Source organism: Arthrobacter sp. 10N410, from assembly GCF_056394945.1.
Genome location: NZ_JBFTIP010000001.1, coordinates 920,674 through 933,510 on the forward strand (window position 1 = coordinate 920,674; position 12,837 = coordinate 933,510).

Consider the following 12,837-nt stretch of genomic DNA (forward strand, 5'->3'; position numbering starts at 1 on the left):
GAGCCGCGCTGATGGCGCCGCTGCTGGGGGTGCTCGGGGGAGCCGGACTGCTGCTGGTCTGGTGGTCCGCCTGGGAACGCCCCCACGCAGCCAGGCGCCGGCCCCGGGTCAGCCGGCTGGAGGACCTCCTGCGGTCCGCCGGCATTGAAAAGGTCAGCCGGCTGGGCCTGCTCGCGACGTGTCTCGGCGTCGGTGCTTTCGTGACTCTTGTGTTCTTTGCGGGCACTAGGTCATGGCCGATTTCCGGCTGCTTCGGGCTGTTCGGGACCTGGCTCCCGCTGGGCATCGTCAAATGGCGCGCCCGCAAACGCACGGCCCTCCTCCGCGAGCTGTGGCCCGACGTCGTCGACCACCTGCGCTCGGCCATCCGGGCGGGCTTGTCGTTGCCGGAGGCACTTATTCAACTGGGCGAGAAGGGGCCGTCCGAGCTGCGGCAGTTGTTCCGCGACTTCGGCGCGGATTACCGGTCCGGCGGCCAGTTCGATCCCGCCCTGGACCGGCTGAAGGAGAGACTTGCTGATCCCGTTGCTGACCGGATCGTTGAGGCACTGCGGCTGACGCGGGAGGTAGGCGGATCGGACCTCGGACGCCTGCTGGGCACGCTCGCCGAATTCCTGCGGGAAACCGCCCGGACCCGCAGCGAGCTGGAAGCCCGGCAATCCTGGACGGTGAACGCCGCCCGCCTCGCCGTGGCCGCTCCATGGATTGTCCTCGTGCTGATGGCGGGCCGGCCCGAGGCCGTGGCCGCCTACAACTCGCCCGTCGGCACAGTGGTTCTGGTCGGCGGCCTGCTGGTCTCGTTGTTCTCCTACACCGTCATGCTGCGAATCGGTGCCCTCCCGCAGGACGAGCGGGTACTCCGGTGAACGGGATGATGGCGAGCGCGGTGGTCTGCGGCGCAGTACTGGGTGCAGGCCTCTGGCTGTTCCTGGTGCGGCTTCCGTTCATGCGGCCCATGACCTTCGCGGAGCGCATCGGGCCGCAGCTGAGATCCCACAACCTTGAATCCCGACTGCTGCGCACGGCTGCCGGCAACGTCACGCCGTTTGGCCCGCTCGAACGGATCCTGCGCCCGGTGATCCGGGACGGGGTCCGAGCGCTGGGCAGGCTGAACCCGGGTTCATCGGCGCTCAACCGTAGGCTCGCCCGGGCCGGCAGCAGCAAATCGTCGGTGGATTTCCGCGCGGAGCAGTTGCTCTGGGCCGCCGGCGGCTTCGTGGGGGCGGCGGGAATCGTGCTGCTGGGAGGAGCAATGGGTCGTTTCAATCCGCTCTTCGCCGTGCTGATCGTCGTCGGCGCCGGCCTGGCCGGGTTCCTCTTCCGCGACTATGTGCTGGGGGCGCAGGTCAAGAAGCGCGAGGCCCGGATGATGGCGGAGTTCCCCAGCGTGGCCGAACTTATGGCCCTGGCGGTCAGTGCTGGCGAGAGCGCCACCGGCGCCCTGGACCGGGTAGGCCGCCGAACGCAGGGCGAGCTGTCAAAGGAGCTCTCCCGGGTCCTGGCCGATACCCGGGCCGGGAAGCCATTGGCGGATGCCCTGCAGGAGTTCTCGTCACGAACCGAGCTGGGCCCGCTGGTCCGGTTCGTGGACGGCCTGATCGTCGCGGTGGAACGCGGGACACCCCTGGCGGAAGTCCTGCGCGCCCAGGCCCAGGACGTGCGCGACACCGCCAAGCGCGAACTGATGGAGTCCGCCGGCCGGAAGGAGATCGGCATGATGGTTCCGCTCGTCTTCGGCGTGTTGCCACTGACCGTGGTGTTCGCCGTCTTCCCGGGGCTGGCGGCCATCAGCCTGGGACTCTGAGCAAGACCTCTGAGCAAGACGTGGAGGGGTCGTACGCAGTAAGCAGTAGGGCAGTAACCGCATCAGAACAGGGGCAAGCAGCGCAGCTCGACTGCGACATTCAAAACACAAAGGGGAAACGGTGAAGAGTATTGGTATCCGCACGTTGTTACTGGCTCACACGGCGGCCATACTGCTGTGGCTTTCCGCGGCCGCAGGAAGACAGCCAGGAATCCAGCCGAGCAAACAGCCAGGCAAACACCCCGGCCGGCAGAGCGGGCGGGCGCACGGTAGCCGGGATCTCGGGGAGCGCGGGGATGTCCCAGGCTGGGTAATGATCACCCTGATGTCGGCCGTGCTGGTCGCCGCACTGCTGGCGCTCGCAGGCCCCGCGCTGGAGGGGCTCTTCAACCAGGCCATGCAAAAAGTCGGGCAGTAGGCGGTGTATGCAGCCGGCGGCCGCGGCCCCGCCGACCAGTGTGTCGGCCCCGCCGACCAGTGTGTCGGTCCCGCCATCCAGGACGCCGCCGGTCCCGCCGGCCGGGAACGCGGCTCAGCCGTAGTCGACTTCGTCCTGGTCGGCGGACTGCTCACGCTGTTCTTCTTGGGCATCATCCAGCTAGCCCTCGTCCTGCACGTCCGGAATACCCTGATCGATGCCGCGGCTTCGGGCGCCCGGTACGGCACCCTGGCGGACCGCGGCGCCGCCGACGCCAAGGAACGCACCACGCAACTGATCGGGGTGGCGCTCACGCCGGAGTTCGCCCGGGACGTCAGCACCGCGGAGACCACCTACGCCGGCATCCGCACACTGGAGGTAACTGTCCGCGCACCGCTTCCTGTCATCGGCTTGATCGGCCCCCGCGAACTACTGGAGGTGAAAGGCCATGCCGCCATCCAGCCCTAGCGACGATGCCGAGCGGGGGAGCGCCGTCATCGAATTCACCTTCCTGTCCCTCTTGTTGATGGTGCCGGTGGTCTACTTCATCATCACGATCGGCCAGCTCCAGGGCGGCTCCTTCGCGGTGGTCGGCGCAGCGGACCAAGCAGCCAAGGTCTACGTTGCCCAGCCCGACGCCGCGAGCGGCCGGGCCGCCGCGGAACAAGCCGTGCAGCTGGCGCTCGCCGACTACGGGCAGCCGGCGGAAAACGCGAGCCTGGAAACCAGCTGCGTTCCCGCCGACTGCACCGCTGCCGGATCCGCCGTCACCGTCACCGTGCGACTCGCGGTGCCGCTGCCGTTCGTGCCGTTCAGCGACACCCTGAGGCTCGACGCCGGCCGGCTCAGTGCCTCCGCCACGCAGATCGTTGGGCGGTTCCGGTGACCACCCACCCGGCCGTCGGGTCGGCGGGACGCCAGGACGGTGAGGACGGCCAGTTGATGGTGTTGATCATCGGCTATGTACTGCTTGCCCTGCTGGTCACCACTGTGGTCGCGGCTGCGTCCAACGTTTACATCGAACACAAGAAACTGCTGTCGCTGGCGGACGGGGCCTCCGTGGCGGCCGCGGACAGCTTCACCCTGGGGCAGCTGCAAAGCTCCTCCGGAAGCCCCACCGCAGTCCTCAGCGGCAGCCGGGTGCGCAGCACCGCCGCCGACTACCTGAACCGCAACGGCGCCTTCGCCAGGTTCAGCGGCCTGGCCGTCGGCCCCGCGACGGGCAGTCCCGACGGGTCCACCGCCGTCGTGGTCCTCAGCGCCGCCGTCCACCCGCCCATCGTGAACTTCCTGGTCCCGGACGGCATCCGGATCGAGGCGACGTCGACGGCGCGGTCCCGGCTGACGCGCTGACCGCACGCAAGCCCCGGGCCCGGGCGAGGCTCCCGGGCGCGACCACCGGGCCGGGGCGTCCGCGGCGGATAGCGTAGGCTTGAAAAACCATGGCAAACATTGATTTTCCCGCAGAAATCCGCGCGCTGCGCGCCACCTACGCCTCGATCGAGAACGTTTCGAACGTCGATGCGCTGAAGGAAGACATCGACGAACTGAGCGAGCGCGCCGGCGAGCCGAACCTTTGGGACGACCCCGCGGCCGCGCAGGTCATCACCTCCAAGCTCTCGCACAAGCAGTCCGAACTGGAGCGGCTGAACAAGCTGGCCGCCCGGATCGACGACCTGGAAGTCCTCGTGGAACTGGGCCAGGACGAGGACGACGCCGCCTCGATGGGGGAGGCCGCCGCGGAACTCGAATCGATCCGCAAGGCCCTCAAGGACCTTGAGGTGGTCACGCTGCTCTCCGGCGAGTTCGACGAACGCGAAGCCGTGGTCACCATCCGCGCGGGTGCCGGCGGCGTGGACGCCGCGGACTTCGCCGAGATGCTGCTGCGGATGTACCTGCGCTGGGCCGAGCGCCACGGCTACCCGACCACCATCATGGACACCTCTTACGCCGAAGAAGCCGGGCTGAAGTCCGCCACCTTCGAGGTCAAGGCGCCCTACGCCTACGGCACGCTGAGCGTCGAGGCGGGCACCCACCGGCTGGTCCGGATCAGCCCCTTCGACAACCAGGGCCGGCGCCAGACGTCCTTTGCCGCCGTCGAAGTCATCCCGCTGATCGAGCAGACCGACTCCATCGACATCCCGGACAACGAGATCCGCGTCGACGTCTTCCGCTCCTCCGGCCCGGGCGGCCAGTCGGTCAACACCACGGACTCCGCCGTCCGCCTGACCCACATCCCCACCGGCACCGTGGTGTCCATGCAAAACGAGAAGTCGCAGCTGCAGAACCGCGCGGCGGCGCTGCGGGTGCTGCAGTCCCGCCTGCTGCTGCTCAAGAAGGAGCAGGAAAACGCCGAGAAGAAGGCATTCGCCGGCGACGTAAAGGCCTCCTGGGGCGACCAGATGCGCTCCTACGTGCTCAACCCGTACCAGATGGTCAAGGACCTCCGCACCGAGCACGAGGTGGGCAACACCTCGGCGGTGTTCGACGGCGAGATCGACGACTTCATCGACGCCGGCATCCGCTGGCGGACCGACAACCGCAACGCCGAAGACTAGCAAGGCGCCCCGGCGGCCCGTGCCATAACCGGCCCGCCGGGCCCAAATCCCGCGACACGCCCCCGTGCTCCGGCCCCTGTGCTGTTACCCGTGCGTATAGTCGAGGGGCCGGTGCCCTACTTCCCCCAAAAGAAAGCCCGCGCCCCGGCAGCAGAACTGGTCTGAAAGATGCCCGGCTCCTGCAGGGTATTAGGGCCATGATCCGTTTCGAAAATGTCACCAAGGTCTACGACCAGAACGCGCGACCGGCGCTGGATTCGATCAACCTTGAGATCGACCGTGGCGAGTTCGCCTTCCTCGTGGGTGCCTCCGGCTCCGGCAAATCGACCTTCCTGCGCCTGGTGCTGAAAGAGGACCGCGCCTCCTCAGGGGCCGTCTACGTCGCAGGCCAGAACGTGGCGAAGATTTCCAGCTGGCGGGTGCCGCGGCTGCGCCGGGGGATCGGCGTCGTCTTCCAGGACTTCCGCCTGCTGCCCCAAAAAACCGTGTTCGCCAACGTTGCCTTCGCCATGCAGGTCATCGGCCGGAGCCGCAGCGTCATCCGCGAAACCGTCCCCGAAGTCCTCAAGACCGTCAGCCTCGAAGGCAAGGAAAACCGGTTGCCCCACGAACTGTCCGGCGGTGAGCAGCAGCGCGTGGCGATCGCCCGCGCCGTCGTCAACCGTCCCGGCATCCTGCTGGCGGACGAGCCCACCGGCAACCTCGACCCGACGACCTCCATGGGCATCATGGGCGTCCTCGACAAGATCAACCAGAACGGCACCACCGTGGTGATGGCCACCCACGACGACGACATCGTCAACGAGATGCGCAAACGCGTAGTGGAACTGCGCAACGGGGTCGTGATCCGTGACGAGGCCCGGGCCCTGTACACCTCGATGATCCCGGTAGTGGGACAATCCCGCCGGCTGCGGGACGCGAGCGGCCGCGAGCCGTCCGACGTCGGCGCCGCCAACGGCGAGGCCCAGCACGCACGGGAGGGCAAGCTGTGAGACTCGCTTTTATCCTGGCCGAGATCGGCAGCGGCCTGCGCCGGAACCTGTCCATGGTGGTCTCCGTCATCCTGGTGACCTTCGTATCCCTGACTTTCGTGGGTGCCGCCGGCATGCTGCAGCTTCAGATCAACCAGATGAAGGGGTACTGGTACGACAAGGTCCAGGTCGCCGTCTTCCTCTGCAGCGACGGTTCGACGGCGCCAGGCTGCGCCTCCGGCCCGGCGACGCCGGAGCAGCAGGCCAACCTGCGCCAGCTGCTGCAGTCCCCGTCCGTGGCCCAGTACGTCAACGATTTCCAGTTTGAATCGAAGGACGAGGCCTACAAGCACTTCAAGGAGCAGTTCTCCAACTCGCCGATCGTTGACTCGGTCACCCCGGACCAGCTCCCGGCCTCCTTCCGGATCAACCTGAAGGATCCGGAAAAGTATGAGGTCATCAGCGAGAACTTCTCCTCGCAGGCCGGTGTGGAGTCCGTCATCGACCAGCGGCAGCTGCTGGAACGGCTCTTCTCCGCGATGAACGCCGCCTCCCTGGTGGCGGTCAGCGTGGCCGGTGTGATGATTGTCTGCGCCATCCTGCTGATTGCCACCACCATCCGGCTCTCCGCCTTCAGCCGCCGCCGGGAAACCGGGATCATGCGCCTCGTGGGCGCGTCGAAGATGGTGATCCAGCTGCCCTTCATCCTGGAGGGCGTGATCGCGGCCGTGATTGGCGCGGCCCTCGCCTCCGGCACGCTGTGGGCCGTCGCCCACTTCTTCCTCGGCGGGGTCCTGTCCAAACAGTATCCGGACACTGCCTTCATTTCCCCGGCCCAGACGCTGCTCCTGGCGCCGGCCCTGATCGGCCTTGGTGTGCTGCTGGCCGGCACCTCATCTCTCCTGACCCTCCGCCGCTACCTGAGGGTCTAGCTTTGCGCAACGAAGAGGAATGCTCATGAAACCGATGGTCCGACGCACCGATCCGGCCCGCCGTACCCTCCGCCGCGGCCGCCTGATCAGCGCCGCCGTGGTGCTCGTCCTCGCGGCCAACCTGGGCGCTTCGACCCCGGTGGCGTTCGCCGACACCCTCGAAGACCAGCAGGCTGCGCTCAGGGCTGAGGCCGAGCGGGTCCAGCATTCGTTGGAGTTCGTGGACGCACGCATCGCCAAAGCGGCAGGCGACCTGGTGCTCTACCAGGGCCAGCTTCCCGGTGCCCAGCAGGCGTTGCTTGACGCCCAGGGCCGTGTGGCCGGTGCGGTCAAGGAGGTTGAAGCCCTCGCTGCCCGCGTGAACCTGGCCCAGCAGAACAAAGCCAAAATCACCCAGCAGCTGGCGAATGACCAGAAGAAGATCACCGACACCCGCAAGCTGATCGGGCAGATTGCCACCCAGGCTTACAAGTCCGGCGGCGTGCCGTCCAACCTCTCGCTCTTCTTTGGCTCGAACAACGGCAGCCTGACCGACACCATCGACCTGGCGGACCAGGCGCTGCGCAGCCAGAACACCGCGATGGACAAGTTGACCCAGCAGAACGCCACGAACGTCAACTCCCAGGCGCGACTGCAGGCGGTGGAAGCCGAAATCGCGGACCTCAAGGCCAAGGCTGACGCGGCGCTGGTCCGGGAGCAGGCGGCACGCGACGAGGCGGCGGCCAAAAAGGCCACGGTGGACAAGCTGATCTCCGACACCACCCGGCTGAACAAACAGCTGCAGGCAGCCAAGCCCGCCATCCAGGGCCAGCTCGCGCAGGTCAAAGCCCGGCAGGACGCCGTCGCGGCCGAAATCGTCGAACGCGACCGGAAGCTGCGCGAGGCTTGGGAAGCTGAACAGCGCCGGATCGCGGCGGCCCGCGCCGCTGCGGCCGCCGCGGCGGCCCGGGCCCAGGGCCAGGTTGCGCCGCGGCCGGCGCCTTACGTCCCGGCCCCGCCGGGACCGGTGTCGGCCTTCGGCCTGCGCAGCCCGTTCAACGGCGTCCCGATCACCTCGGGTTTCGGCTGGCGCGCGACGCCGCCGGGCACCATCGACTTCTACGGCCAGGGCGGCTACATGCACACAGGCATCGACTTCGGCGCCGCTTGCGGCACCCCGGTCTACGCCCCGGCGGCCGGCACGGTCTTCTCGGCGGGGTGGGGGAACGACGGCGGCGGCAACCACGTGAAAATCTCGCACGGCGTTGTGCAGGGCAACTCGCTGACCACGATCTTCTACCACAACACCTCTGTGGTGGTCTCTGACGGCCAGCAGGTGAGCCAGGGTCAGCTGATCGCATACTCCGGGACCACCGGCAACTCCACCGGCTGCCACTCGCACTTCGAGACCTGGGTCAACGGCCAGGCAGTCGACCCGATGGGCCTGCTCTAAACTGGAACTGACCCGATCCATCGACTAAGGAGTTTTACCGTGCCTAAAGAAAGTGGCCGGAAGGTAGTGGCCACCAACCGCAAGGCCCGGCACGACTACCACATCATGGATACCTATGAGGCCGGTATCGCGCTCATGGGCACCGAAGTGAAGTCCCTCCGCGAGGGCCATGCCTCCATGGTTGACGGCTTCTGCACCTTCTACAACGACGAGTTGTGGATGGAGGGCATCCACATCCCCGAGTACCACCAGGGGAGCTGGACCAATCATGCCGCGCGCCGGCGTCGCAAACTGCTGCTGCACCGCGACGAGCTGACCAAGATCTCGCACAAGATCCGCGAATCCGGCTTCACAATCGTGCCGCTGCAGCTGTACTTCGTGGACGGCCGCGCGAAGGTGGAGATCGGCGTCGCCCGGGGCAAGAAGGAATACGACAAGCGCCAGACGCTGCGCGAGCAGCAGGACAAGCGTGAGGCCCTGCGCGTGATGCGCGAGCGGAACAGGCGCTAGGCAAGGTGCACCAAACCCGCGGGAATGAATCCGGCGGGCCTTGCGTTATGATTGGTAGTCCGGGAAGGAACCGGCTGAACCCGCGAAGGCGGATCGGCGGGCACCTGACCGGTTTGATAAAAAAATACGGGGATGATCGGTTTCGACGATGTTAGTCGCGACAGGTGAAGCGGGCCGAGGATGCAGAATTATCTCGTAAACGCTGTCTGCAAACCAATAAGTGCCGAATCAAAACGCACTGACTTCGCTCTCGCTGCCTAAGCAGTAAGACAGTCCGTCAGCCCGAGGTTGCTATTGCCCCGGATCCTGGCGTCATTTAGATAGCCACTGCTGTTTACCTCCGTCATCGGGGTGAACGGGACTCTTTGATGACTGGGCCCGGATCAGCCAGCTGTTTGCAGCATGGCTGGGGCCGAGAAAATCCGACGCAAACTGCGCCCGGAGAAGCCCTGACAACACGACATCGGACGGGGGTTCAATTCCCCCCATCTCCACATAGGGAGCGCCGGCAACGGAGCTCCACCCCGTAGCAAAAGGCCGGAAGCATCAGCTTCCGGCCTTTTTGTTGTGCTCGACTTTGTTGTGCTGGACGGCGGGTTAGCGCTTCTTGATGTGCGCCACCGGATCGGTGTGCTCGTCCACGATGTGCTTGGCCTTCTTCTCGGCCCGTTTTTCCTTGATGGTTTTGACCGGCTTCTTCGTAAGGTGCCGGTGCGGCGACTTGTCAGGCATTTGCGCGCTCCCTAAAGGCGGGGGGCCCGGGATGAGCCCGTGCTTTTAAGGCTACGCCTCGGGCACCGCGACGTCCACGATGCCGATGAAGCGGCTGCCGACGCCCTCATATTCGCTGCGGACCAGCCCGGCCTCCAGGGCGGGCCGCTCGTGCGGGGCATGGTGGGCGCAGCAGACAAAGCTGAACTCCGGCCACCACTTTTTGGGCCGGGCCGTTTCGGAGAAGCCGCACACGGCACAGGTCAGCTGGACCCAGACCGGGCGTTTGCCCGTCCGGTTGGCCCTCGACTGGAGGAGCCAGGCCGGCGGGCTGTCCAGCAGGGCGCCGAGTTCGGCCTCGGACAGGCGGGACGGAATGCCGTGACGGTGTGCCATTTCCAGCGGAATATCAAGGGCCTGGGCAGCTTCGCGTCTCGTAACCATCCTTTAACTTTACGGGATCCGGGCACACCGGCAGTCAGCCGGCCGCCGGTGCTAGGCTCATCCCAAACCCGGTGCCCGCCGTCCGGCAGGCAGTGAGGAAGGCAGCAGCCATGTCCGGCACCCCCGCCACAGCCCTGTCCAGCCTTGAGAGGCGCGTGCTGTACGTGGCGATCGTCGCGTCCTTCATCGCCTTCCTCGACGGTTCGGTGGTCAACCTTGCACTCCCGGCGATCAGCCGTGAACTCGGCGGCGGCCTGGTGGTCCAGCAATGGGTGGTGGACGCCTACCTGCTAACGCTGGGGGCGCTGATCCTGGTCGCCGGCTCCCTCTCGGACCAGTTCGGCCGGGTCCGGGTGCTGCAATGGGGCCTCGCCGGCTTCACCGCCACCTCCGTGCTTTGCGGCCTCGCCTGGAGCGGGGAGTCGCTGATTGTGGCGCGCGGCCTGCAGGGCGTCGCCGGAGCACTGCTGGTGCCCAGCTCGCTGGCCCTGATCGTGACGGTGTTCAGTGGCCCGGCCCAGTCCGCCGCGATCGGCAAGTGGTCCGCGTGGACCTCCGGGGCCATCGTGGCGGCCCCGGTGCTTGGCGGCATCTCCGTGGATGTGTTCACCTGGCGGGTCATTTTCTTCCTCAACATCGTCCCGGCGGTTGCCGTGTGGCCGGCCCTGCGCAAGCTGCGCGAACTGGATCTGGGACGCGCGCCCGGCAGCACGATCGACGTCACGGGTACCGTCCTGGCGATCATCGGCCTGGGCGGCGTCGTGTACGCCTTTATCGAACGCGGGAGCCTCGGCTGGGGCGCCCCGCAGGTCTGGCTGCCGCTGGTCCTTGGGATTGCCGGCCTGGCCGGGTTCCTGCTCCACGAGCGGCGGACCCCGGCGCCGATGATGCCGCTGCGGCTTTTCGCCATCCGCAACTTCGGCTGGGGCAACGTCGCCACCACGGTGATCTACGGGGCGTTGAACCTTGGGTTCTTCGTCCTGGGGCTTTTCCTGCAGCAGGTCGCCGCTCTGGGGGCCACCGCAGCCGGCATCGCCCTGCTGCCCTCCACCTTGATCCTGCTCCTGCTCTCCGCAAAGATCGGGGCTCTCTCCGGCCGCTTCGGTCCGCGCTGGTTCATGACGGCCGGGCCGCTGCTGTGCGCGGCGGGCTTTTTGATGATGCTGGGGATCGGCCTGCCGCTGGATTACTTCGGACAGGTCTTTCCCGGGCTGGTGGTCTTCGGACTCGGTTTGGCCGTGACAGTGGCGCCGCTGACCTCCGCGATCCTGGGTGCCGTGGATCCTGAAGAAGCAGGGATCGGCTCGGCCGTCAACAACGCCGTCGCCCGCATCGCGGGCCTGGTGACCATCGCCTTTGCCGGGCTCATCACCGGACCGGTGATCACGACGTCGGGCCTGCACGGCACGGCGGCGGTCACCGCCGCGCTATTCGTCGCGGGCGCTGCGGCGTCCGCCGTCGGGATCAGGAACCCGCCGAGGGAACCCGCGGACAGTGGGGGAGGGGACGCCCCTACCCAGCCGGCTTAGCCGGCCAGCGCGATGCCGACGGCGGCCGCCGCCAGCCCCGCCGCCAGGTTCGCGGCCACGTTCAGGGCGGCGGCCCGGTAGCGCGCTTCGCTGACCAGCCGGATGGTGGCCGTGGTCCAGGAACTGAACGTGGTCAGGCCTCCGGCCAGGCCGCTGGCGACCGCCGTCTGCCACTCGGGGCCGAGCCCAAGGTGCGGCGTCATCCCGAGGGACAGCCCGATGATGAAGGATCCGGCCACGTTGACGGCCAGGGTGGCCCAGGGCCAGTGCGGGTGGGGTCCAGGCCGGTGGGCGAACCAGGAGTCGACGGCGAACCTGGCCAGGGCGCCGGCCACTCCGAAGACCCCCACCAGCAGGGCGGCGGTCACTGTGCCCTGCCGCTCAGGTCGGCCAGCGCTTTGCCCGATTTCCAGCCGACCGCCGCCGCGCCGAGCCCCAGGACCAGCGACAAGCCGAGGTAGGCGAGCCACACGGCGTGGAAGCCGCCGCGAATCTGCTGGTCGACGGCGAGGGCCAGCGCGGAAAAGGTGGTGAAGGAGCCAAGGAGCCCCGGGCCGAGGCCCGCCCGGAGCCAGAAAGCTGTCCGCGGCCGGGCAATCCAGATGGTGGTCAGGGCGGCCAGGACAAAGCTCCCCAGGACGTTGATCGCAAGCGTGGTCCACGGCACGGCGCCTGCCGCCTCGGGGAAGACCAGCCCCGCGCCGTAGCGCAGCTCGGTTCCGATCAGGCCGCCGACGGCGACTGCCGCCCATGCCCGCCAGCCGGGAACCGTCGCGACCGTTGCCGGGCGGCGCTCCGCATCCAACGCTTCCATTCAGCGCCCCTCGACGCTGCAGCCGGAATGGGCCGCGTCGCTGTGCACCCAGAGCGCGGAGGCCACCTCGTCGGCGAGGTCGATTTCGCGCAGCTCGCCGCGGGCGCCGATGCGGACCACGAGCGGGCCGCCGAAGGGCTTCCGGCCCAGGACTTCGACGTCGGAGTCCAGGTCGATCTGTTCGGCGGCGAGGTAGCGCAGCAGCTCGGGGTTTTCGTCGCTGATCCGGGTGATCCGGCCGGTGTGGCCGTCGTCGAGCTCGCTCATCCGGTAGGCCGGCGGCATCAGGACCGAGCCGTCCTCGGCCGGAATGGGGTCGCCGTGCGGGTCGCGGACCGGGTTGCCGAGCTTGGCGGACATCCGCTCGATGAAGGTGTCCGAGACGGCGTGTTCAAGCAGCTCGGCCTCGTCGTGGACCTCGTCCCAGCGGTAGCCGAGCTCCTGGACCAGGAAGGTCTCGATCAGCCGGTGCCGCCGGACCATGGAGAGGGCCAGCCGCACGCCGTCCTCGGTCAGGGTTACGGCGCTGTAGGGCTTGTGGTCCACCAGGCCCTGGTCCTTGAGCTTGCGGACCATCTCGGAGACCGAGGAATTCGCGACGCCCAGCCGCTGGGCCAGCTGGGTGGAGGTGATGGGTTTGTCCTGCCACTCCGTGAAGGAGTAGATGACCTTGACGTAGTCCTCAATGGAGGAGGAGGGCGGACTGGTCTTCAC

Annotated in this window: 17 protein-coding genes and 1 other RNA gene; 13 read left to right on the plus strand and 5 right to left on the minus strand. The window is 67.6% G+C overall.

Annotated features, from left to right (window positions below; translation table 11 throughout):
• Positions 1–11: 11 nt before the first annotated feature.
• From AC1DB8_RS04315 to ssrA, 12 genes are all read left to right on the plus strand, one after another.
• Positions 12–866 (plus strand): type II secretion system F family protein, encoded by an 855-nt coding sequence (locus AC1DB8_RS04315; protein WP_476892263.1) that lies wholly within the window; start codon positions 12–14, stop codon positions 864–866.
• A 5-nt stretch (positions 867–871) separates the two neighbouring features.
• Complete coding sequence (locus AC1DB8_RS04320; RefSeq protein ID WP_476892303.1) at positions 872–1,804, plus strand: type II secretion system F family protein; 933 nt, start codon at positions 872–874, stop codon at positions 1,802–1,804.
• A gap of 169 nt (positions 1,805–1,973) precedes the next feature.
• Positions 1,974–2,222 (plus strand): hypothetical protein, encoded by a 249-nt coding sequence (locus tag AC1DB8_RS04325; RefSeq protein WP_441417854.1) that lies wholly within the window; start codon positions 1,974–1,976, stop codon positions 2,220–2,222.
• Positions 2,223–2,297: 75 nt separating this feature from the next.
• On the plus strand, positions 2,298–2,690 hold the full coding sequence (locus AC1DB8_RS04330; protein ID WP_441417855.1) for a TadE family protein: 393 nt from the start codon (positions 2,298–2,300) through the stop codon (positions 2,688–2,690).
• Positions 2,671–3,108 carry a hypothetical protein gene (locus tag AC1DB8_RS04335; protein ID WP_476892264.1) on the plus strand — a complete coding sequence of 146 codons (438 nt, stop codon included), beginning with the start codon at positions 2,671–2,673 and terminating at the stop codon, positions 3,106–3,108. The genes AC1DB8_RS04330 and AC1DB8_RS04335 overlap by 20 nt, the downstream gene beginning before the upstream one ends.
• A 56-nt stretch (positions 3,109–3,164) precedes the next feature.
• Entirely contained in the window at positions 3,165–3,575 is a 411-nt protein-coding gene (locus AC1DB8_RS04340; protein WP_476892304.1) for a pilus assembly protein TadG-related protein, read from the plus strand.
• An 89-nt stretch (positions 3,576–3,664) separates the two neighbouring features.
• Entirely contained in the window at positions 3,665–4,780 is a 1,116-nt protein-coding gene (prfB, locus tag AC1DB8_RS04345) for a peptide chain release factor 2 (protein WP_476892265.1), read from the plus strand.
• Between the two features lie 197 nt (positions 4,781–4,977).
• Complete coding sequence (ftsE, locus tag AC1DB8_RS04350; RefSeq protein WP_476892266.1) at positions 4,978–5,772, plus strand: cell division ATP-binding protein FtsE; 795 nt, start codon at positions 4,978–4,980, stop codon at positions 5,770–5,772.
• Positions 5,769–6,683, plus strand: coding sequence for a permease-like cell division protein FtsX (gene ftsX, locus AC1DB8_RS04355; RefSeq protein WP_476892267.1), 915 nt, complete (start codon positions 5,769–5,771; stop codon positions 6,681–6,683). The genes ftsE and ftsX overlap by 4 nt, the downstream gene beginning before the upstream one ends.
• A 25-nt stretch (positions 6,684–6,708) precedes the next feature.
• Entirely contained in the window at positions 6,709–8,115 is a 1,407-nt protein-coding gene (locus AC1DB8_RS04360) for a peptidoglycan DD-metalloendopeptidase family protein (RefSeq protein ID WP_476892268.1), read from the plus strand.
• A gap of 39 nt (positions 8,116–8,154) precedes the next feature.
• Positions 8,155–8,625: an SsrA-binding protein SmpB gene (gene smpB / locus AC1DB8_RS04365; protein WP_441417300.1), complete on the plus strand. Its 471-nt coding sequence runs from the start codon at positions 8,155–8,157 to the stop codon at positions 8,623–8,625.
• A 128-nt stretch (positions 8,626–8,753) separates the two neighbouring features.
• Positions 8,754–9,122, plus strand: a transfer-messenger RNA (tmRNA) gene (gene ssrA, locus AC1DB8_RS04370).
• A gap of 100 nt (positions 9,123–9,222) precedes the next feature.
• On the opposite strand, the gene AC1DB8_RS04375 is transcribed toward ssrA, so the two are convergent.
• Entirely contained in the window at positions 9,223–9,357 is a 135-nt protein-coding gene (locus tag AC1DB8_RS04375) for a hypothetical protein (protein ID WP_261375082.1), read from the minus strand.
• Between the two features lie 51 nt (positions 9,358–9,408).
• Entirely contained in the window at positions 9,409–9,780 is a 372-nt protein-coding gene (locus tag AC1DB8_RS04380) for a hypothetical protein (protein ID WP_476892269.1), read from the minus strand.
• 110 nt (positions 9,781–9,890) lie between these two features.
• On the opposite strand from AC1DB8_RS04380, the gene AC1DB8_RS04385 reads away from it, so the two are divergent.
• Complete coding sequence (locus AC1DB8_RS04385) at positions 9,891–11,309, plus strand: MFS transporter (protein WP_476892270.1); 1,419 nt, start codon at positions 9,891–9,893, stop codon at positions 11,307–11,309.
• Here the strand turns inward: AC1DB8_RS04385 and AC1DB8_RS04390 are convergent.
• Genes AC1DB8_RS04390 through AC1DB8_RS04400 form a run of 3 tightly spaced genes read right to left on the minus strand, consistent with a single transcriptional unit; the run spans position 11,306 to position 12,837 of the window.
• On the minus strand, positions 11,306–11,677 hold the full coding sequence (locus tag AC1DB8_RS04390; protein WP_476892271.1) for a fluoride efflux transporter FluC: 372 nt from the start codon (positions 11,675–11,677) through the stop codon (positions 11,306–11,308). The genes AC1DB8_RS04385 and AC1DB8_RS04390 overlap by 4 nt on opposite strands.
• On the minus strand, positions 11,674–12,123 hold the full coding sequence (locus tag AC1DB8_RS04395) for a fluoride efflux transporter FluC (protein WP_441417305.1): 450 nt from the start codon (positions 12,121–12,123) through the stop codon (positions 11,674–11,676). Before AC1DB8_RS04395 ends, AC1DB8_RS04390 begins: the two co-directional genes overlap by 4 nt.
• A complete protein-coding gene (locus AC1DB8_RS04400) occupies positions 12,124–12,837 on the minus strand; it encodes a metal-dependent transcriptional regulator (RefSeq protein ID WP_476892272.1) in 714 nt (237 codons plus the stop codon).